This window comes from Gluconobacter morbifer G707 (genome assembly GCF_000234355.1).
Lineage (GTDB): Bacteria > Pseudomonadota > Alphaproteobacteria > Acetobacterales > Acetobacteraceae > Gluconobacter > Gluconobacter morbifer.
In genome coordinates this window covers 641,740-663,041 of record NZ_AGQV01000001.1, presented here as the reverse complement: position 1 = coordinate 663,041, position 21,302 = coordinate 641,740, and the positions used below count along the sequence as shown (strand labels likewise).

Annotated in this window: 19 protein-coding genes; 7 read left to right on the top strand and 12 right to left on the bottom strand. The window is 59.5% G+C overall.

Annotated elements, in window-relative coordinates:
- Positions 1 to 42: 42 nt before the first annotated feature.
- Positions 43 to 1,233 carry an AI-2E family transporter gene (locus GMO_RS02970; protein WP_008850784.1) on the top strand — a complete coding sequence of 397 codons (1,191 nt, stop codon included), beginning with the start codon at positions 43 to 45 and terminating at the stop codon, positions 1,231 to 1,233.
- A gap of 572 nt (positions 1,234 to 1,805) precedes the next feature.
- Here GMO_RS02970 and GMO_RS02965 read toward each other — a convergent pair.
- Genes GMO_RS02965 through GMO_RS02955 form a run of 3 tightly spaced genes read right to left on the bottom strand, consistent with a single transcriptional unit; the run spans position 1,806 to position 5,280 of the window.
- Complete coding sequence (locus GMO_RS02965) at positions 1,806 to 2,234, bottom strand: hypothetical protein (protein WP_008850781.1); 429 nt, start codon at positions 2,232 to 2,234, stop codon at positions 1,806 to 1,808.
- 2 nt (positions 2,235 to 2,236) lie between these two features.
- Positions 2,237 to 3,373 carry a DegT/DnrJ/EryC1/StrS family aminotransferase gene (locus GMO_RS02960; RefSeq protein ID WP_008850780.1) on the bottom strand — a complete coding sequence of 379 codons (1,137 nt, stop codon included), beginning with the start codon at positions 3,371 to 3,373 and terminating at the stop codon, positions 2,237 to 2,239.
- Entirely contained in the window at positions 3,370 to 5,280 is a 1,911-nt protein-coding gene (locus GMO_RS02955; protein ID WP_083813608.1) for a polysaccharide biosynthesis protein, read from the bottom strand. Before GMO_RS02955 ends, GMO_RS02960 begins: the two co-directional genes overlap by 4 nt.
- 142 nt (positions 5,281 to 5,422) lie before the next feature.
- Between GMO_RS02955 and GMO_RS02950 the strand changes: the two genes are divergently transcribed.
- Complete coding sequence (locus GMO_RS02950) at positions 5,423 to 6,388, top strand: glycosyltransferase family 4 protein (protein WP_008850778.1); 966 nt, start codon at positions 5,423 to 5,425, stop codon at positions 6,386 to 6,388.
- Between the two features lies 1 nt (position 6,389).
- Here GMO_RS02950 and GMO_RS02945 read toward each other — a convergent pair whose 3' ends face one another.
- Positions 6,390 to 6,785 (bottom strand): MarR family transcriptional regulator, encoded by a 396-nt coding sequence (locus GMO_RS02945; RefSeq protein WP_008850777.1) that lies wholly within the window; start codon positions 6,783 to 6,785, stop codon positions 6,390 to 6,392.
- A 310-nt stretch (positions 6,786 to 7,095) separates the two neighbouring features.
- Positions 7,096 to 8,487, bottom strand: coding sequence for a M17 family metallopeptidase (locus tag GMO_RS02940; protein WP_040507398.1), 1,392 nt, complete (start codon positions 8,485 to 8,487; stop codon positions 7,096 to 7,098).
- Positions 8,488 to 8,565: 78 nt separating this feature from the next.
- On the opposite strand from GMO_RS02940, the gene GMO_RS02935 reads away from it, so the two are divergent.
- The 3 genes from GMO_RS02935 to fdxA all read left to right on the top strand — a co-directional run bounded on the left by GMO_RS02935 (position 8,566) and on the right by fdxA (position 11,822).
- Entirely contained in the window at positions 8,566 to 11,121 is a 2,556-nt protein-coding gene (locus GMO_RS02935; RefSeq protein ID WP_008850775.1) for a helicase-related protein, read from the top strand.
- Positions 11,118 to 11,396 (top strand): RNA-binding S4 domain-containing protein, encoded by a 279-nt coding sequence (locus GMO_RS02930; protein WP_008850774.1) that lies wholly within the window; start codon positions 11,118 to 11,120, stop codon positions 11,394 to 11,396. The genes GMO_RS02935 and GMO_RS02930 overlap by 4 nt, the downstream gene beginning before the upstream one ends.
- Before the next feature lie 93 nt (positions 11,397 to 11,489).
- On the top strand, positions 11,490 to 11,822 hold the full coding sequence (gene fdxA / locus GMO_RS02925) for a ferredoxin FdxA (RefSeq protein ID WP_008850773.1): 333 nt from the start codon (positions 11,490 to 11,492) through the stop codon (positions 11,820 to 11,822).
- 254 nt (positions 11,823 to 12,076) lie between these two features.
- Here fdxA and cyoD read toward each other — a convergent pair whose 3' ends face one another.
- The 5 genes from cyoD to GMO_RS02900 all read right to left on the bottom strand — a co-directional run bounded on the left by cyoD (position 12,077) and on the right by GMO_RS02900 (position 17,208).
- Positions 12,077 to 12,418: a cytochrome o ubiquinol oxidase subunit IV gene (cyoD, locus tag GMO_RS02920; RefSeq protein ID WP_050801375.1), complete on the bottom strand. Its 342-nt coding sequence runs from the start codon at positions 12,416 to 12,418 to the stop codon at positions 12,077 to 12,079.
- Positions 12,418 to 13,035, bottom strand: coding sequence for a cytochrome o ubiquinol oxidase subunit III (gene cyoC / locus GMO_RS02915; RefSeq protein ID WP_040507397.1), 618 nt, complete (start codon positions 13,033 to 13,035; stop codon positions 12,418 to 12,420). Before cyoC ends, cyoD begins: the two co-directional genes overlap by 1 nt.
- An 18-nt stretch (positions 13,036 to 13,053) precedes the next feature.
- Positions 13,054 to 15,042: a cytochrome o ubiquinol oxidase subunit I gene (cyoB, locus tag GMO_RS02910; protein WP_008850770.1), complete on the bottom strand. Its 1,989-nt coding sequence runs from the start codon at positions 15,040 to 15,042 to the stop codon at positions 13,054 to 13,056.
- A 14-nt stretch (positions 15,043 to 15,056) separates the two neighbouring features.
- Positions 15,057 to 15,989 (bottom strand): ubiquinol oxidase subunit II, encoded by a 933-nt coding sequence (gene cyoA / locus GMO_RS02905; protein WP_040507396.1) that lies wholly within the window; start codon positions 15,987 to 15,989, stop codon positions 15,057 to 15,059.
- Between the two features lie 448 nt (positions 15,990 to 16,437).
- Positions 16,438 to 17,208 carry a Bax inhibitor-1/YccA family protein gene (locus tag GMO_RS02900; RefSeq protein WP_008850768.1) on the bottom strand — a complete coding sequence of 257 codons (771 nt, stop codon included), beginning with the start codon at positions 17,206 to 17,208 and terminating at the stop codon, positions 16,438 to 16,440.
- A gap of 149 nt (positions 17,209 to 17,357) precedes the next feature.
- On the opposite strand from GMO_RS02900, the gene thpR reads away from it, so the two are divergent.
- Together thpR and GMO_RS02890 are read left to right on the top strand one after the other, a co-directional pair.
- Positions 17,358 to 17,921 carry an RNA 2',3'-cyclic phosphodiesterase gene (gene thpR / locus GMO_RS02895; RefSeq protein ID WP_040507706.1) on the top strand — a complete coding sequence of 188 codons (564 nt, stop codon included), beginning with the start codon at positions 17,358 to 17,360 and terminating at the stop codon, positions 17,919 to 17,921.
- The gene (locus tag GMO_RS02890; protein ID WP_008850766.1) at positions 17,918 to 18,517 is read left to right on the top strand and encodes a uracil-DNA glycosylase family protein; all 600 of its coding nucleotides are present in this window, start codon (positions 17,918 to 17,920) and stop codon (positions 18,515 to 18,517) included. Before thpR ends, GMO_RS02890 begins: the two co-directional genes overlap by 4 nt.
- On the opposite strand, the gene GMO_RS02885 is transcribed toward GMO_RS02890, so the two are convergent.
- Entirely contained in the window at positions 18,514 to 19,212 is a 699-nt protein-coding gene (locus GMO_RS02885) for a MarC family protein (protein ID WP_008850765.1), read from the bottom strand. The genes GMO_RS02890 and GMO_RS02885 overlap by 4 nt on opposite strands.
- Entirely contained in the window at positions 19,209 to 21,299 is a 2,091-nt protein-coding gene (locus GMO_RS02880) for a lysylphosphatidylglycerol synthase domain-containing protein (RefSeq protein WP_008850764.1), read from the bottom strand. Before GMO_RS02880 ends, GMO_RS02885 begins: the two co-directional genes overlap by 4 nt.
- Positions 21,300 to 21,302 lie beyond the last annotated feature (3 nt).

Genomic DNA, 21,302 nt, shown 5'->3' with positions numbered 1-21,302 from the left:
TAAGCCAGTCCAAGCCTGACTGACAAAGGACTGCCCCCTTTCATGCCCATTTCCTTTTCGGACCCGATCGAGCGTAGCGAGACGGAACCCCGTGCGCGGGAACTGGCCAAGATCGCGGGGCTACTGCGCCTGACTCTGACGATCGCCATCACCATGCTGGCGATCTGGCTGGTCGGGGATGTGCTGACCATCATTTTCGCCGCCACGCTCATGGCGATCGTCCTCCATGGACTGGCGCGGATTCTGCGCCGGCGACTACCCTTCATTCCCTATCAGATTGCCGTGATGATGGTGGCCCTCGTCATCATAGCAGCCCTCGTCGGTCTTGGCTGGAGCACGGGGCCCGCCATCAGTGACCAGTTTATCCGTCTGCGCGAGGTCCTGACCTCCCAATCCGGTGACCTGCGTGCACATCTGGCCGGCTCCACTCTCGGCCGCCTGTTCCTGAACGAACTTCCCTCCGCGCTGGGTGGCAACAACCATGCGGGCAGCGGCATGGGATCATGGGGCACCGGCCTCGCAGGCTCCGTAACCGGCCTTGTCAGCAGCGTTTTCGGCGTCATGGGGACGCTTCTGGTCATCGTGATCGCGGGCCTCTATTTTGCCCTGTCCCCGGCGCTCTACATTGACGGTTTTCTGCGGCTCGTTCCGCCTCACCAGCGCGAAAGCGCACGCGAACTCCTGATGGCCGGGGGAACGGCTCTCTGGGCCTGGACCGCCGGACAGGCGCTTGACATGCTGGTCGTCGGAATGCTGTCCGGATTTGGCGTATCCATGATTGGCGTTCCGCTGGCCCTGGCCCTCGGCGTTGTCGCCGGGCTGTGCAATTTCATCCCCTATATCGGTGCTATTCTTGGGGCGGTTCCGGCAGTTCTGCTGGGTCTTTCCATAGGAACACACGAAGCGCTCTTCGTGACGATCCTCTACTGCACCATCCAGTTTTTCGAGGGCAATGTTCTTGCCCCGCTGATCCAGCGTCGCGCCGTTCACATGCCGCCTGCTCTTGCTGTCCTGTCCCAGACGATCTTCGGCTCGATCCTTGGCATCCCGGGACTGATCCTGGCCTCTCCACTGACGGCGGCCCTGCTGGCCATGGGCGACAAGGCCACGGCTCCCCTCGAAGACAACACACGCACGCAGCAGGTGGTCGGGGAAATTTCCAAGGAAGAAGCACAGCAGCGCAAGCTCCAGAAAAGCCAGAGCCCCTCCGACAATCAGAAGACGCCGTCCTGATTTTTCCGCATTGCTCCTTCCGACGCATTGTCACGCCGGAAGGAATACTCTGACGGCGCAAACACACCGGACAGATTTTCCAGCCCTGACGATCTGGCGGGAGCAGCTGGCCCAGCTCTTCGCACTTTCGGCTGTTATGTCCTCATCCAGGGCAGAAACACGCAATACGCTCATGTCGCCAATTCCTGACGCTATACGCCCACCTACCGATTGCTCAGGAACACGCCCGGCCCGACATACGTTCCGGCCGAACAAGATCGCCAGCACCCTGCAATCGAGAGCCTTGGATACATCCCAACCTGACAGAAATCTTCGCTGCGCAAGAGAACAGGATGGCACGGGAACGGCGTTCGCAAATGCGCTCGAGAAATCCTTGTAAAGGCCTGCGGCAAACCCGGAAGACCCTGATCTGGGAATAGCTGATGCTAAAGGAGCCACGGCCCGGGAAAGCGGATCCTCCAAAACACAACAGCCCATGCGCGGCTTTATCCGGGCACGGGTTGCTGATAGGCACCAAGGCTTATGGACATCCGGACTTCAGAAGCCTTTCTGGGTGCCGGAAGCCCGTGACATCACCCGTGTGGTGCCTGAATGACAGAAAGCTGGAGCGCCTGTGTTTCCGCGTCCGTGAAGGAATTCATGCGATATGGACCATTCTGTTGCGTCTGGATACCGACAATGCTGTTTTCGTGTTTATGCTTCCAGATAGAAATGATGACATGCTGGTTCTGGGGCCCGGCCATGTCCAGAATTATATTCCCCGGCGCGGGCGGCCGCTCCCCGGAAGGACCCCATGCCGTTTCATGGGACTGAAGCCACAGATTGATGTTCCGGGCCTCATCGCTCGTAATTTCCGCACTAACCGGCGCCACAACACGCCCGGTTGTCACCTCCGGGAAATGCCAGGCATGCAGCAATGGCCATGTCACGAACCAGATGATGCCCACCGGAATGAAGACAAGGGCACAGAAGGCCAGAAGGAGCTTGTGATTGCGTTCCACGCTTATTCTCCGGCCCAGCTGCGCAGGGCTGCTATGATGTACTGGACGTCCTCATCCGTCAGTTCCGGATGGATCGGCAGGGCAAGAACATGACTCCCAAGCCTCTCCGAGACCGGCAGGGACACACCATCATGGTGTTCACTGTAAGCCGGCTGACGATGCAGGGGTTTGGGATAGTAAATGGCCGTCGGGACACCTGCCGCTTTCAGATGCGCCTGAAGGGCATCCCGGCGTTCCGCATCCGGCAGCAGGACAGTATAAATGGCCCAGGCGCTCTGACTGTCCGCCACGCGGGCCGGTGGCTGAATGGTCTCCGGCATGGCCGCATCATAGGCTGAAGCGATGGCATCCCGGCGTTCCAGCTCTCCCTCGAAAGCGTCGAGCTTGGCCAGCAGGACGGCGGCCTGAAGCGTATCCAGCCGTCCATTGATACCGATCCGCTCGACTTCATAGCGCGTCCGGCCTTCACCATGCGTGCGCAGGGACCGGTAGAGAGCAGCGAGATCTTCATCATCCGTGAGGATCGCGCCACCATCGCCATATCCACCCAGCGGCTTTGACGGAAAGAAGGACAGCGTCGTGGCGCGTCCCTCATGTCCCAGCCGGCGCCCATGATAGGACGCACCGAAAGACTGGGCGCAGTCCGCGAAAAGCAGCAGTCCGGTTTCCGCTGCGAAAGCCTTCAGTTCGTCCCAGGGCGCAGGCTGGCCAAACAGGTCCACGGCAATGATGGCCCGGGGTTCCAGCTCCTCGTCCCGGCGCACATCCGCCAGCCGGGCGCGGAGGGAAGCGAGACTGATCTGGAACGTGTCGGGCTCCACATCCACGAAAACCGGCGTCGCCCCCAGCAGAAGCACCACCTCCGCCGTCGCGGTATAGGTAAAGGCCGGCAGGAAGACAGCGTCACCCGGACCGATTTCTTCCGCCATCAGCACCATCAGGAGTGCATCCGTGCCAGACGACACACCGATGGCATGTTTCGCCCCCCCGAATGCAGCGAGGCGCTGCTCAAGTTCCTCAACCTCCGGCCCCATCACGAAGCGGCAATGCTGAAGCACGGCATCCACCCGGCGCTGGATCGCACCTTTCAGGCGGGCCTGCTGTCGGGGAAGGTCCAGAAAGGCAATCTGTCTGGTCATGAGAGGGTCATCTCCGGATCGGGAGGGGAAGAAAGAACCGGGGACGGCACCAGACCATCCCGGTTGTGTATGAATTCCGGCACAAGGCGATACAGGATGCTCATGACGGTGGGGAGGTCATTCTGAAGACAGGCCTCTTCCAGCCCGTCCATCGCGGCGGTCGCCACGCTGAAATCCACGGTGCGGGGAGAAGCCATGCGCAGGCCGGGCGCGTCCGTCGGTACGGGTGCCTCACGGCCATGGAAGAGTTCCTCGAACAGTTTTTCACCGGGGCGCAGACCGGTAATCCGGATTTCCACGTCCGTCTCGGGTTTCAGTCCCGCCAGCCGGATCATCTGACAGGCAAGGTCCATGATCCGAACCGGATCTCCCATATCCAGAACGAAGATTCCACCCTGCCGAAGACGTTCATCCGTCGCATCTTCCCGCGGCCCGTCCTGCGTCCCGCGCACCGCGGCCTGAAGAACGAGACCCACGGCTTCGGGAACCGTCATGAAATAGCGGGTCATATCTGGATGTGTCACGGTGAGCGGACCACCATGTTCGAGCTGCCGGCGGAACAGGGGCACGACGGACCCCGTGGACCCCAGCACGTTGCCAAACCGCACGGTCACACAGCGCAGTCCGCCCCGCCCGGCCCGGGCGCGCATGTCGAGCGCCTGCCCGTACACTTCGGCGCAGCGCTTGCTGGCCCCCATCAGGCTGGACGGATTCACGGCCTTGTCGGTGGAGATCATGACCATGGCTTCCGCCCCGACGCGCTCTGCCGCGTCCGCGACGATGCGCGTCCCGATCACGTTCGTCAGGACACCTTCGATCGGATTGTCCTCGACAATGGGAACATGCTTGAGTGCCGCCGCATGAAAGACAAGCGCCGGACGGTAGGTCTCGAAAATTTCCCCGATCCGACGCCGGTCCCGCACATCGGCCACAAGCTGGTGCCGGACAATCCCCGGAAAACGTTCGGAAAGATCGAGGTTAATCTGCCATAGCGCATATTCGCTGTTCTCGATCAGCAGAAGCGTGGCAGGGCCGAAAGAGGCAATCTGCCTCACCAGTTCGGACCCGATGCTCCCTCCTGCGCCCGTTACGGCAACCGTGCGCCCCCCGATCAGCCGGGCCATGCCTTCCGAATTGAGAGCAACCGGCGGCCGGTTGAGAAGATCCTCGATGGCAACAGGACGCAGTTCCACGCTGTCAGCCGGTTTGAGCGCTGTCAGGGAAGGCGTGCGCTGAACATCGAGATTGTAATGCCGCGCCACCTCCAGAATACGGGACAGGGGCGCGCCCTTCAGATCCGGCGTCGTGATGACGAGCGCATCCGGCAGCCGATGCGCGGCCGAGAGCCGTTCCAGGATTTCGGGCGTTTCACTGATCGTGCCGAGGATGGGACAGCCATGGATGCGACGACCCGCCTGCTGTGATCCCCCCGTCAGGAGACCGACAACCCGGCGCCCTCCCTGACTGTCACGTTCCATGGCCCGCAGGAACAGGTCCGCCTCATGATCGGCACCCAGCAGAAGAATACGTTCACGCTCTACGACCAGCCCTTTCCGCCGCGCAGCCAGACGCCATCCCATCCGGATCGCTCCGAGGGAGGTTAGCAGGACGAGCGCATGGATGATGGGAAAAGTCGGTGTCGGGATCGGATATCCGCAGCCCCACAAAAGCAGCGAAAACAGTGTTGCGCTGACAACCGAGGCGCAGGCGATGCTGAACAGGTCCGCCACACCGGAGAATCGCCAGTACTGCTGGGGAATGCGAAAGGGTAGCCCACTGACCAGCAGGGTGATGCCCCCGCCCGCCACGAACCAGAGCGGGTGCAGCAGACCGCCCGCTGGGTCAGCCAGCCAGCGTGCGAAGGGTGCAGCCAGGGCGGATACGACTCCGTCCAGCATGACGTTCATCGCAATACGGCGCGCAGGGACGGATGCACGGCCGGCGCGGCTGACAGCGGAAGTCTGGGCCGATGGACGGAGGCCGGGAGAAGGAGCAGATGTCACGCGCTCCCTTATAGCGTCAAAAGCCCCGCTCCCATAAAGTCACGACATGTCCTTTTCTTTCCAGTCACTGCTCTCGGGCTTCACCCTGGCCTGCCTGCCGGCAATCCTGCTGTGCAACGTCCTGATCCTTGTCATGATCCGTGCCGGTGTGCTGGATCACCCGGGACACCGCAGTTCCCATACGCGCCCGACCCCGAAAGGCGGCGGCATCGGGATTATCGGAGCATTCGTTGTCTGCCTCCCCTTGGCGCGATGGATGGCGGGCCAGCCGGTCATGGACAGGGCAACTGTCTGTCTGCTGGCGGGAATGCTGCTGCTGGCCGTGGTGTCATGGCTGGACGACGTGCGTCCATTTCCGGCACGCTACAAACTCATGGCGCAGTTTGGAGCCGCTCTGCTGGCGGCGGCCGGAACGGGCGCACCGCTTCCTTGGATGGTCCTGTTCGTCCTCGGAGCGGTTTTCATAACGAACGCCCTGAATTTCATCGACGGACTGAATGGACTGGCCTCCGGCGTCATGGCCCTTACCGCCCTGGCTCTGGCCGCAGCCTGCATATCACCCGTGACATTCGTGCTGCTGGCCGTCTGCCTGCTGGCGTTTCTGCCCTACAACTTTCCCAAGGCCCGGATTTTCATGGGAGATGTCGGCAGTCAGGCGGGCGCGCTTGGCATCGCATGGGGGGGAATGCGACCGGACTGGAGCCATCCCCTTCTGGCGGCGGCCCTTCTTTCAGGGGTGATATGGGATGTCAGTTTTACCCTGCTAAGGCGGAGCCGGGCGGGAGACCGTCTGACGGAGGCCCATCGGGGCCATCTGTACCAGCTTGCCGTCCGCTCGGGACTGCCCATGCCGCTGGTCACGCTCATCTACTGGGGATTTGCCCTGTGGGGCGGTCTCGCTTTCGAGACGGGGAATGCAGGAGCTGCCTTGCTCCTGATTTTGCTGCCGCAGATCGTCTGGACAGGATATATTTGCACGCGGGCCGGAGCCCGCGTGCAGGAGCGCTGGTAATTCAACCAGCGCGACGGGCGCTGAGACGCTCGACTGAAGCCGAAGCACGGCCGGACGAGCGCGGACCAGATGCTTCCGTCATGACAGCACGCATTTCACGCAAGAACGTAGACCCCTTGAGGGTGCGCTGCACGAGCACCGAACGACGATCCAGCGGATCCACCTTGCGGCGGGCCAGATCCAGCTCGCCCAGACGGTCAAGGGCACGGGTAATGGCAGGCTTGGAAACCTTGAGCTCGGAAGCAAGCCCACGAACCGTATGTGCACCATCCTGCAGATAGCACGTCAGGAAGACGGCAAGCTGGCGCGCGGACAGGTCAGGTCCATCACGGCGCACCATGGAAACGATCGTATCGCAGAGCAGGTTGAGCATCTGATCATTATTTGCCTGAGGCATGATCTCTCTCCTTATTGCAATCAACCCTCCTGTTGCCTGATCGGACAACAGGGGGAAAACGGGCGATGCCCGGGTGTTAAGTTCGACGCCTTTCCCTCAACAGCGGGACAAGGCTTTTGGTGGCCTTCAATCTGGTGTTTTGGAACGCATACGCAAGTATGTGGGTTCCAAAACATTTTGGCCGGCTTGACGATGCCGGTTCAAAACGGTTCAGGCGGTATGCCGCATTGCGGAATGTTTTACACCCTAATCTTGGAAAGTGCTCTTATTCCGTTTTTAAAATAATCTATAACAGCCCTCTGAACTGCTCTCACGTATTCTTGTTCAGGGCCGTGAGCATTTCAAAAAGCCCCCGCAGGCCAAGTGTTTCCCCGCCTTCCGGACGTCCCGGAGACGTCGCATCATTCCATGCATAAGTGTCCAGATGCGCCCATTTCTGCCCTTCCGGAACGAAACGCTGGAGATACAGTGCCGCCGTGATCGCCCCTGCCATGGGACGGGACGTAATGTTTCCCAAGTCAGCGACCTTGCTGTCCAGCCATGCGTCATACCCATGCCAGAGCGGCATTCTCCACAATGCATCGGCTGTCTTTTTTCCCGATTCGAGAAAAACCGATCCCCATTGATCATCATTCGTGAAAAGTGCCGGAAGATCAGGACCAAGCGCCACGCGTGCCGCACCCGTCAGCGTCGCCGCATCAAGGATGTAATCCGGTTTCGTTTCGGCGGCTTCCGTGATGAGATCACACAGAACCAGCCGCCCTTCCGCATCGGTATTGCCAATCTCCACGGTCAGACCGCTGCGTGTCTGCAGGACATCGCCCGGACGCATGGCGTGCCCTGAAACGCTGTTCTCCACGCAGCCCAGACGCAGCTCCAGATCCACATCCAGTCTGGCGTCAATGGCCGCACACATCAGGGCCAGCATCAGGGCCGCGCCACCCATGTCCTTCTTCATGCGCAACATGCCCGCGGGGGGTTTGAGATCGTATCCCCCCGTATCGAAGCACACGCCTTTCCCGATCAGGGAAACGCGCGGCGCCCCCTCGCGGGCCTTCCATCGCGCCACGACAACCGCAGGCTTGCGCTCAGACCCTTCTCCGACCTGCGCCAGACAGGGATACGACGCCATGAGCTCGTCGCCCGAAATGACCGTTGTCGTAGCACCCCGGTGACTCAGGGCCTTGCTGGCAGCATTGGCCAGATCCTGCGGACCAAGCAGATTGGCGGGCATATTGATCAGATCACGCCCCAGCCAGTTGGCTTTCGCCAGCGCAACGAGCTTTGCCGCGTCATCAGGAACGACCATACGGGCCTTCCCGGCCTTACGCTCCCCGACCCGATAGCTGTAGGCCCCCATGCAGAACCCCAGAATGGCGCTCTCCCGCGCGGATTCTTCCAGACCGTGCAGAACCGGCACCCAGTCACCCGCCAGTAGTTTTGTTCCCAGCAGACCAAAAGCCATGGGATCATGGCTCCTGTCGCGACTGACACAGAGCAACGCCGCTCCCACGCTCTCTCCGGACGGAATCAGCGTGAACGCACCGTCTTCCGGTTTGAACCCCTGCCCGGTCAGGAAACCCGCATGATCTCCCAGCAGTGCGGACACCGTCGTGGCGTCATCAGCCGCCACAAGATGGACCTGCCGTGCCGCGGGGGCTTCGGCACTTGTGGCGAAAGGAAGCTGGATATGGGCACTCATGTCTTTCTTTCCTGAAAAGATGAAGCCAGACGGCTTCGAACGCTTGCTTTTGCTCCGCAGGCACCCGACCATTCAGGCATGAAGGGTGCATTTCGCGGAACCACTTCCGGCTACCATACCATGCCTGCCAGCATTCGTGCGGCACTGGGCCCGACCAACACCGGAAAGACACATTATGCCCTGACGCGCATGATGGCCCATGCCTCGGGTATCATCGGCTTTCCGCTGCGCCTGCTGGCCCGGGAGAACTACGAACGTCTGGTCCAGGCGAAAGGAGAACACGCGGTCGCGCTGATCACGGGGGAAGAAAAGATCGTCCCGCCCCGCGCGCGATGGTTCTCCTGCACGGTAGAGGCCATGCCGCTGGACCGGCAGGCCGAATTCGTGGCGGTAGACGAAATCCAGCTCGCCGCCGACCCGGACAGGGGCCATATCTTCACGGACCGCCTGCTTCACGCACGCGGTACGGTCGAAACGCTCTTTCTGGGAGCAGAAACCATCCGTCCCCTGCTCCAGAAGCTGGTTCCAGGCGTCGAAATCGATATCCGGACACGTCTCTCCAGCCTTGTCAGCACGGGATACACCAAACTTTCCCGCCTCCCGCCTCGCTCGGCCATCGTTGCGTTCTCGGTCGGGGAAGTCTATGCACTGGCCGAGGTCATCCGCCGTCGCCGCGGGGGATGTGCCGTCATCATGGGACAGCTCAGCCCCCGCACCCGGAACGCGCAGGTCGAACTCTATCAGAACCGCGAAGTGGACTATCTCGTCGCCACTGACGCCATCGGGATGGGGCTGAACATGGATGTGGACCACGTGGCCCTCGCCCAGCTCAGCAAGTTTGACGGAACCGCTCCACGCCCCCTGTATCCGCAGGAAATTGCACAGATTGCGGGACGGGCCGGTCGGGGCATGAAAGACGGAACTTTCGGAACAACAGCCGACTGCCAGCCCATGTCCGCCTCTCTGGTCGAAGCCGTCGAACAGCATCGCTTTGACCCCATCAAGCGCCTCTATTGGCGAAATCACGAACTGGACTTCACCAACCCGCATGCCCTGTTCGACAGCCTGATGCAGCCGCCACCCTCCCGGGCACTGACTGCGGGACGCGTGGCATCGGACGTCACAACCCTGGGCTCACTGATCCTCGACCCCGACATCCGGGAGGCTGCACGCGGCCGCAGAGCCACTGCCCTTCTGTGGGAAGTCTGCCAGATCCCGGATTTCCGCAAACTCGGCGATGACAGTCATACGCGCCTGTGTGGCAGGCTGTTCCTGCACATCCTCAAGGAAGGCGCCGTTCCCGACAGCTGGCTGGACGGGCATATCCGCGGGCTGGCCCGGACGGATGGAGACATTGATACGCTGATGCACCGCCTTTCAGGCGTGCGCGTCTGCTCCTATGTAGCGGCCCGGACAGAATGGAGCCGGCATTCCGCCAGATGGCAGGAACGCGCACGGGAGGTGGAAGACCTGCTGTCGGATGCCCTGCATGAACGCCTGACCTCCCGTTTTGTGGACCGCCGCGCCACAACGCTCCTCCGTCGGCTCAATCCGGACAATCCGGACCGCAAACTCCTGTCCGCGGTCACGGCGGAAGGCGCCGTGATTGTGGAAGGCCATAACATCGGGCGTATCCGTGGCTTCACTCTCGAGGCTGACCCCGCTACCAGCGGCCCGGATCAGCAGCTTGTGCTGAAAGCCGGACGCAGGGCGCTGCATCAGGAAATTCCCCGCCGCATCCGCCTGTTACAGGACGCGCCGGATACGGCTTTCTCTCTTGATGTGGAAACGGGAACGCTGCTTTGGGATGGATTTCCCATTGCCCGCCTGAAGCAAGGCGAAAGCTACCTGTCTCCCGCCATCCGTCTTCTGCCTGGCGAGTTTGCGGACACCCATCAGCGCGATGCTGTGGAGGGACGACTGCACCGTTACATGCAGGCCCTTCTCAACCGGGAACTGAAGCCCCTTTACCATGCAGACGCGAATGAGCAGGACAGTCCGGCCCTGCGTGGAATTCTGCACCGCCTGCGGGAAGACGGCGGAATCACAACCGCTCTCCCTACAGACCGTTCCCTGCCCCATCCCCTGCAACGCCGGCTTTGGCGAACAGGTATCGACGTGGGACGGTTTGCCATCTTCCATCGCGCCCTCATGCGCCCCCGGGCACTGGAATTCCTGACCCTTCTGACAAACCTTCAGACAGGCAATTCCCTCCTGCCTGCCCCACCAGGTCGCGTATCACTGCCCTGGACCTTGGTTCAGGGACTTCCAGGCTGGTTACAGGCCGGGCAAACAGGAGTGCGTCTCGATATCGCAGAACGCTGCATCGCGGATCTGGAACAATTGGTGGCCCGTCACGACTGTCAGGCCCCTCCGTCCCTTGCGTCCCGGCTCGGCGTCAAAAATGACAGGCTCCCCGCCATTCTCAAGGCACTGGGCATCGCGCACCGGCCGCCTGATGATGCAGATCGGCGGCGCTACGGTCCCCCTGCTCCGCTGATGCTGCTTTCAGACCGGCGCACGCGCGCCAGACCACGAAGACGGCCAGCACGTGACAGTAAAACCTCCGTGTTCATACGCCCGGACAGTCCTTTTGCCGGGCTTGCCGTCCTCAGAGAAAAAGCGCGTTCATGAGTGAAAACTACCAGCGTCTCGATCAATGGCTTTATTATGCCCGCGTTGCGAAAACACGCGCGCTCTGTGCGGCAATCATCGCCAAAGGGCGTATCCGCATCAACCGCCAGCCAACCAGCAAACCCCACGCCAAACTCCATATAAACGATGTATTGACTTTCCCTCCCGGTTCTGGCGGAGAAGTGCGCGTGTGGCGCGTTCTGGATCTTGGCGAGCGTCGTGGTCCGGCCAAAGAAGCCGCATTGCTGTACGAGATAATCAGGGAAGAAGGCTGAGAAGCGCTTGCTTCCTCAGCCAAACCCTCGCATATCATCCCGCACGGATGAAACCGGCCGGATGCCGGGTGAGCAAGACGATCGGAGACACCAATGACCTATGTGGTCACTGAAAACTGCATTCGCTGCAAATTTACGGACTGTGTGGAAGTCTGCCCCGTAGACTGCTTCTACGCAGGCGAAAACTTCCTTGTCATCAATCCTGACGAATGCATTGACTGCGGCGTGTGCGAGCCGGAATGCCCGGCTGAAGCCATTTTTCCTGACAGTGACAACCGCGCGGCTCCGTGGATTGAAATCAACGCGAAATTCTCCACCCAGTGGCCGAACCTGACCCGCAAGCTGGATGCACCTGCTGACGCCGAGGAATGGAAAGACAAGCCCGGCAAGGCCGCGATGCTGTCCGAGGAACCTCACAAAGGCTGATCCCGTCTGACAGATCCGGAACAGGCAAAAGCCCAGCTTCGCAGGAAGCCGGGCTTTTTCTTTGTCTTCTGTACACCCTGCCTCACTCCGTCGTGTGTTTCCGGCGGAACAGGGCAACCAAACATCTGTAACAGTCCGGCCATGAAGTCCAGACCACAGCACCCAGACACCCCTTCTCCCGAAGGAGAGCGGACATAAAAAAGGCTGGCAGGATTACTCCTGCCAGCCTTTGAACCAAGAACCTGCGAAGGATCTTAGCGGGACATCATGTTGATAGCCGTGTCATGCATGATGAACAGCGTACCACCGATAATGACCACCACCGATACAGCGGCAAAGATGAAACACATGAGGTTCCAGCTCTGCTCGGTGCTGGTGTTCAGGTGAAGGAAGAACACCAAGTGAACGACGATCTGGACAACAGCAAGAATGGCGAGTGCAGCCAGCGCCAGACCGGGTGACAGTGCGTGGGTCAGGACAGCCGCGAAAGACGCGATCGTCAGGATCACCGCGAGGACAAAACCGATCAGGTAAGACGGATAAGAACCATGGCTATGGTTATCAGCCGTCATGGTGGTTGTAGGAGCCTGGGTCATTACATCACACCTGCCAGATAGACGAAGGAGAAGACACAGATCCAGACAATGTCCAGGAAGTGCCAGAACAGGCTGAGGCAAGTCAGCTTGTTCATCATGCGCTCCGACAGGTCCTGCGGACCCATCATCTGTACCATCAGCACAGCCATCCAGATCAGACCGAACGTAACGTGCAGACCGTGCGTACCGACCAGCGTGAAGAAGGCGGACAAGAAGGCGGAACGGTCAGGACCGTTGCCTTCTGCGATCATGGAGCTGAACTCGGTCAGTTCCAGACCTACGAACGAAAGCCCCAGCACGAACGTGACGGCAAGCCAGAGCAGCACCATCTTCTTGTTCTTCGCCAGCGCGTTCAGCGAGGCAAAGCCGTAGGTGATCGAGGACAGCAGAAGGATTGCCGTCTCGATACCCACGTTCGTCAGATCGAACAGTTCCTTGCCCGACGGCCCCCCGGCAAACTGGTTCCGGAGGACAGCGAAGGCAGCGAAGATCGACCCGAAGAGGATGCAGTCCGTCATCAGGTAGAGCCAGAAACCGAACACGGCGGGGGACTCGTGATGTTCCCCCCCATGATCGTCGGCGTGTGCCAGAGGCGACATGGTTGCTTCGTGAGCCATAAGTCTAATGCGCCCCTCTTACTCTGCTGCCTGAGCGGCAGCGATACGACGGGAATAAACTTCTTCGTCGTGTTCGATTTCGCTCACCGGGACATAGTAGTCGATGTCACGGTCAGCACTGCGCAGGATCACCGTAGCGATAATGCCGATGGCACAGATCGCGGCAAGCCACCAGATGTACCAGACCGAAGCAAAACCAAGAGCCAGACTGAACACACCGATGAAGAAACCAGCGGAGGTGTTCTTCGGCATGTGGATCGGAGCCAGCTTCTTGCCGTGAGCCTGACGGCCCAGCTGCTTCTCGGTGTGGAACGTGTCCAGACCGTGAATGTCCGGGATAACTGCGAAGTTATAAGCCGGAGCCGGCGAAGAGATGGACCATTCCAGCGTACGGCCGTTCCAGGGATCGCCCGTAAGGTCGAGGTTTTCCGGCAGGTTACGGTCACGGATGGACACGTAAAGCTGCGTCAGCTGGCAGACGATACCCAGGGCAATCACGATTGCACCGGCTTCGGCTACGAGCATCCACGGATACCAGTCAGGGTTGTCGTAGTGGTTCATACGACGGGTCATGCCCTCGAGACCGAGGATATAGAGCGGGATGAAGGCCAGATAGAAGCCAACGAACCAGCACCAGAACGCCCGCTTGCCCCAGGTTTCGTTCAGCTTGAAGCCGAAAGCCTTCGGGAACCAGAAGTTCATGCCTGCGATGTAACCGAAGTACACACCACCGATAATCACGTTATGGAAGTGGGCAATCAGGAACAGGGAGTTGTGCAGGATCCAGTCAGCAGCCGGCATGGCCATCATGACACCGGTCATACCACCGATGGAGAAGGTGATCATGAAGCCGATCGTCCAGTACATCGGCGTCGTGAATTCAACACGACCCTTATACATGGTGAACAGCCAGTTGTAGATCTTCACACCGGTCGGGACAGCGATAACCATCGTCATGATACCGAAGAAGGTATTGACGTTGGCGCCTGCGCCCATGGTGAAGAAGTGATGAACCCACACGACGAAGGACAGCACCATGATGGAGCACGTTGCGTACACCATGGTCTTGTAACCGAAGAGAGGCTTCTGGGAGAACGTGGAGGTAACTTCGGAGAAAACACCGAACGCCGGGATGACGAGAATGTAAACTTCCGGGTGGCCCCAGGTCCAGATCATGCTCAGGTACAGCATGACGTTGCCGCCGGCATCGTTCGTGAAGAAGTGCATGCCAAGGTAACGGTCAAGGCTGAGCAGAGCCAGCGTCACGGTCAGAACCGGGAACGAGACCATGATCAGAACTGTCGTACAGAAAGCCGTCCAGGTGAAGACCGGCATCTGCATCCAGCCCATGCCAGGTGCACGCATTTTGACGATGGTTGCGAAGAAGTTCACACCCGTCAGCAGCGTACCGACACCGGAGATCTGAACCGCCCAGATGTAGTAGTCAACACCGACGCCGGGGCTGAACTGCATCTCGGAGAGCGGGGGATAGACCAGCCAGCCGCACTGGGCAAACTCACCGATGAACAGCGAGATGTTGATCAGAAGGCCGCCGACAAGCGTCATGTAGAAGCTCAGCGAGTTCAGGAACGGGAAAGCAACGTCGCGTGCACCGATCTGAAGCGGCACAACGAGGTTCATGAGACCCGTCATGAACGCCATGGCCATGAAGAAAATCATGATCGTGCCATGGGCGGAGAAGATCTGGTCATAGTGGTGCGGAGGCAGATAACCGGGGTTTCCGGCATAAGCCAGCGCAAGCTGGGTACGCATCATGATGGCATCCGCGAAGCCGCGGAACAGCATGACGATTGCCAGGATGATATACATGACGGCCAGACGCTTGTGGTCGACGGTCGTCAGCCAGTTGCGCCAGAGATAGCCCCATTTACCGTAATAGGTAACAAGACCCAGTACGGCGATGCCGATGACAGCGACGCCGATGAAGGTACCGACAAGGATCGGCACATCCAAAGGCAAGGCTGAAAATGATAATTTTCCGAGCATCTGTCGATTTTTCCTTACATGCCAGTGTCGGACGGTGCAGCGTTGGAAGCTGACTGCATATGCATGACCTTGCCCGTCGTCTTATCCACCATCATGCCGTTGTTGTACTTGGCTACGATGCCGTCAAAGAGATCCGGCTGGACATGCGCAAAATACTCGACCGGAGCCGCTTCCTGCGGGGCCGCGTATTTCGGATAGGTCGTGTCGTCGAGGTTCTCGCTACCGCTCTTCACCTTGTCGACCCAGGCACTGAACTGGTCAGGGTCCATGGCAAGAGTGCGGAACTTCATGTCAGAGAAGCCACGGCCACTGAACTGGGAAGCTTCACCCAGATAGTCACCGGACTCATTGGCCAGCAGATGCAGCTGCGTCTGCTCACCCGGCATGGCGTAGATCATCGAACCCAGACGCGGGATGAAGAACGACGTCATGACGGTATCGGAAGTGATCTGGAAATTCAGCGGCGTGTTCGTCGGGACATCCAGCTGGTTGATCGTTGCGATCCCCAGATCCGGATAGATGAACAGCCATTTCCAGTCGAGGGAAACCACCTGAACGTGCAGGGGCTTCACGTTGTCCGCCGTCTGAATAGGGCGGTACGGGTCATAAGCGTGCGTGCTCCACCAGCTGATCGCACCGAGAACGATGATGATCAGAGCGGGGACGCCCCAGATGACATATTCGATTTTCGTGGAGTGATCCCAGGTCGGAAGGTATTCCGCCTCGGTGTTGGAAGCACGATACTTCCAAGCAAAGTAAACTGTCGCGATGCAGGTCGGAACCACAACGGCCATCATGACGAGGAATTCCGTCACCATGACATCACGGTTCATTTCTGCGATCGGACCGCGCGGCTGAAGCAGATCAACCGTGCAACCCGATAGCATCAGCGCCGGCAACGCTGGAAGATATCGCCAGAGTTTTTTCATCGGTCCTGCTTTCATCATCCGTTCCGGCATGTGGTGGTCGCCGGGAAACGGTTTGACACGATAAGGTTCGCATCAGAGCTGCCGAACGCTGCCATAAGTCTGCTGCCTTTCTCGTTCGTATCCTGACGTCAGGAACCGGATCATAGATCCGACCCTGAAATTCATTCAGCATGGGACACGACTGTCCCGGTTCCTTGGGTTTTTTCTGCCTGATTCATCTCAAACACAAGGCTTATCACGTAGTTCGTGAGGGTCCAGGCGACTCCTGCACCCGAAAGGAATGGCCGTTTTTCGCCACATTTGATCGCATTCGAACTTAAATTAATTGCGAACATTACTTTTTTTAATGTAAACCATCTCCAATAAGCCGAAAAATAATCAGGGACATATTTGGTCCCAATACCAGAAAGGGAGCGACATTGACTGTCGCTCCCTTTCTTCGTCTTCTGGTCAGGATAAAGTAAAATCAGTCGTTGTTACCGGAACGCACCCCAGTAAACTGGATCAGGAACTGGAAGAGGTTCACGAAGTTCAGATACATGGTCAAAGCGTCGTAAATACTGAGACGCGCCACGTCGTCAGGACCAGCATATGTTGCATATTGCTGGTATGTAATCTTGATCCGCTGGGTGTCGTAGGCGGCCAACATTGTAAACAATGCGACACCAATAAGTGAAACGAGCGTGGTCAGCGGCGAACTCTGGACGAAGATGTTCACCACCATCGCGATCATGATTCCGATCAGCCCCATGAAAAGGAAGGAACCGAGTCGAAGAAGGTTCGCGCCGGTCGTGTAACCCCACAGGGACATTCCGGCGAATGTCGCCGCGGAAATGAAGAACGTCCGCGCGACAGACACGCCTGTATAGCTGAGCAGAAGACTGGCCATGCTGGCCCCCATCGTCGCGCTGAACAGCAGGAAGATGGCCTGCACGGCGGATCGGGACAGACGGTTGACCCCGAAAGACAGGATCATGACAAAAGCCAGCGGCGCAAAGATACTGACACCACCCAGGAACGTCGGTCGCAGGACGAGCGCGCCACTTGGCAGTTCCGCCACATGGAAGAACAGGGCGCGCAGCTCGGTCTCGGCTACTCCGTACGCCACCAGTCCGGTGATGACCAGACCGATCGCCATCCAGTTGAAGACGCGGCACATATAAGCCCGCAGACCGGCATCCAGACTACCGATCCCGGCCTGCGTCCCGGCCCGGCTGAAGTTGGAATTGAAAGCCATGACACCTTTTCCAATGTAAGCCCTCAGGAGAAGGGCGCTTGACGAACCCGTTAAGGCCGTTCGTACTTCCCTATGAATGTGGGAATTTTATCATTCCGGTCAAGAATATTACCCCTTTTTCACCCCTCTTTTCCCGGGAAACGCGCCTCTTGAGACTTTTTGTCGCACTTGACCTTCCTGACGCCCAGCGTGAAGCCCTTGCCCTCCTGCGCGGCTCCATGCCCGGTGTGCAGTGGATTCCGGCTGAAAATTATCATGTAACGCTGCGATTCATCGGTGAGGTGACAGACCGTCACATGATGGAAGAAATCGATCTGGCCCTGTCCCGTCTTTCATGGGAGCCCTTCGCGCTTTCGTTCCACGGCGCAGACCTGCGGGAAGGCATGACGGCAGATAGTCTGGTGATCAAACTGGATCGTTCCCCCGCTCTGAACGCCCTTCGCAGCCAGATCGAGACCGCGCTGCGGCGGGCCGGCTGCAGTATTGCCAAACGGCGGTTTCACCCTTTCGTTGCTCTGGGTCATACCGCCACAAGCCAGCGCCCCGAAGCGGCACGCTGGGTACAGACGCATAATCTTTTCCGCACAGAACCAATGCCCGTCGAGCATGTTACATTATTCGAGAGCCTTCGCGGATATGATCAGCATGTCTATATCCCCCGGGCGGAATATGCCTGGAACCCCGATATTTCCCTTCTTTTCGAGGACGAATGATTTCACCTGACGATTGCAGGAAACCTCTGGAAGCCCTTGTCCATGAAGTCAGGGCCTGCCGGGTCTGTGAGGCGCATCTTCCACTGGGTGCCCGCCCTCTTATTCACGTCTCGAGCACATCCCGATTGCTGATCGCAAGTCAGGCGCCGGGCACGAAAGCCCATATGAGCAACAGATCGTTCTATGACGCCTCGGGGGACCGCCTTCGCGAGTGGCTCGGGATATCGGCAGACGATTTCTATGACGTCCGCAAGGTCGCGATCCTGCCCATGGGACTGTGCTATCCCGGACGCCTCCCCAAGGGAGGAGACTGTCCGCCACGTCCTGAATGCGCTCCTCTGTGGCGGAACAGGGTTTTATCGCTCATGCCGGATATCCGCCTGACACTTCTGGTAGGCAGCTATTCCCAGTATCATGTTCTCGGACGCGGCTCCGTTACGGAACGGGTCAGGAATTTCCGGGATTATCTTCCGGACTATTTCCCCCTGCCCCATCCCTCCTGGCGGACCGGAGCCTGGGAACGGCGCTCTCCTTGGTTTCAGGAAGATGTCATCCCGGCCCTGCGCGAACGGGTCAGGACCCTGCTACAGGACTAAAGCTTCGCCTTGTGCAGGGTTTCGATCAGGAATCCTTCTACGCCGGAAGCGAGAATCTGGATGCCGATCGCAAGAAGAAGCAGGGCAGCAAGACGCCCGACAATCCGCGTTCCCGTCACACCAAGCATGGCGACGACCCGCTCGGCATAGGCATAAACAACAGCAATAATAACGGCCATCATTGTTGCCGCAGCGGAGAGACCAAGGAAATAATCCGAGAGCGGCACGCCAGGCAGGCTGGATGTACTAAGAGCGATGGCGACAGAAATACTGCCTGGCCCGACCGTAAATGGCAGGGCCACCGGGAAGAACGCCAGCTCCTTCAGATCAACGGTGGCAACCGTTCTCCCATCCTGAAAAGCCTGTTTTTCCTTCCGGGCCTCGGACGTTTCCGGCTGAAGGAGCATGACCCAGGCCCGTGAGGCCACGACAAGGCCTCCCGTAATGCGGAGGGCATTAATGGAAATTCCGAAGAAACCGAGGATCCAGCCGCCGAACCAGATGGAAACAAGCAGAATCCCCAGTGAATACAGCGCAACGAGACGCGCAAGCGTAAGCACCTCGTGACGGGCCCGTCCTTCTGTGATCTGCGCAAAGATCAGAGACGCGCCGAGCGGATTGATGATCGAGAACAGGGCCGGAAAGGCAATAAGCCAGCTGGTGGTGACATTCCCGAGCGCAGGAGGCAGACTCACGGTCTGTGCGGCTCCGTTAGATCGCGGCGTTTGCGAGCCTGACGTTCTTCATTCTTCAGGAATGCCCGAAGCATACGGTAATCCTCGGAAAAACAGCAGATTGTTCCAGCTGTCCTGTCGGGACAGACTGTCAATCCGAGATCGTTATAAACAGCCATCAGCGACTGGCCAACCCGGATAAATGCCAGTTTGCAGCCTTCCTGCAATGCCAGATCCCGAAGGCGCCAGACAGCGGCAACACAGTTGCGCTCCGCCCCCGCAGGGTCACCAAGACCGATGATGAATTCGCCAGTCCGGAGAAACGGGATGGCGGCACGACCGGTTTCGTCGTGCAAAAGGCCGGTAGGACGGCGGGGGCCAAGTTCGGACAGAGCATGAGCAAGCGTATGATAATGGCGCTCATTCTCCGCCGTCCAGGCATCGAAACGGATGCGCGCCCGTCCCATTCCGCGCCACAGCACGTAAAAGCCGCAAAGCGCGGACACCCCCAGAAACCACCTGCCGATTGCGGTATGGGCATCATAGATCATGGAGCGCCACCAGATCGGCCCCAGATGCCGCTGGACAGCGACCCATCCCACACCGATCAGCCCCAGCGCCCACAGGGAAAGCGGCGCCAGCATCGACGGTGTCAGCGGAGCGACCAGAAGATGGGCCCGCCTATAATAACAGCTCCGGAACGGGGCGATGAGAAGCATGACCAGAGCCACGATGACCGGCCCTTCCCACGCTGCATGACGCAGGACCAGCAAGACGACACAGCCTGCCAGAACGCCGAGCGAGGCGCGCCAGGCCAGCGCCACCCGCTGGGACAGACCCAGAGCCAGCCCCACCAGCGCAACGCCCGCCACAGTCAGGAGCAGATCCGCGATCTGCGAAACGGCCGCCCCAAGAGCGGTCTGCAAAGGCGGGATCGGCGCTACCAGCGCATAGAAAACCAGCAGAAGCCCCACAACGGCCTGCACGCTGGTCGCAACGGCAACCGAGAAATCCGCTTCCGATTCACGGATGACCTGGCTGGGACGCATCCGCTTGGGCGCCTGTCCCGCAGAAACGAGAACCTGCTCCCCCCGCAGAAAAATCTCATGCCCTGCGAACATCAACCCCGCCAGCAGCAGGGGAATGATATAATAGAACAGACGGAACACCAGAATGGCGCCCATGATCTGGGGCACAGGGAGATAAGGACGCAGGGCCAGCAGCATGGCGCTGTCAAAAACCCCTAAGCCCCCCGGCACACTGGCCACGAGCCCCGCCGTGTAGGACGCCAGATAGACCGCCAGAAACGTGCCGAACCCGAAATGCGCTTCAGGCGGCAGGGGCGGAAGAACGGAAAAGGCGATCAGTGCCGTGGCGGCCATGTCGGCGGCGCTGACCACAATCTGGCCGATGGCAATTCCGGTATTGGGAAGTTCGATCTCATACCGGCCGAGCCGGATATGACGACGGGTCCGCGACAGGGCGACATAAGCGACAAGAACCACCCAGCAGCCAACCCCTGCAAGCTGGAGCAGGATCGTCGGCAAACGGGAGAGAATCGGGATGGCGTGAGGCTGCGCAATCAGGACGTAGCCGATCAGCGCCAGTGTTCCGAGAAGATAGGTCGCGGAACAGAAGGCTATGATCTGTGCGATTGCCGCAGGAGCAACACCCCAGCTCCGGTACAGCCGGAACCGGACCGCCGCCCCCGAAATGGCCGCACAGCCGAGATTGTGCGAAAGGACATATGAGCAGAACGCCGCAAAAGCGGATCGCTTGTAGGATACCTTCGCCCTGACGTGCAGACAGGCCAGCCGGTCATAGAAAGACAGGATGAAATAGGACAGGACTGTCGCCCCTGCCCCGGCCAGCAGCGCCGTATCCGGAATGGCGCCAAGGCTCGTCATGATGTCGCGCAGGGAGAGATGACGCAGTTCGCGCCAGATGACGATGACAGCGCCAACAAGAAGGAAAAGCCCTACGACAGCCGGCGCCCGGGTCAGCAGGGACCGCCAGCGCTGCTTCGTCTCCCTGTCTTCCGCCCCCATCTCCGGTTCGGGAGCATGGTCTTTTATGGCCTGCCAGTCATCATCCCGCGGGCTGACCATGAA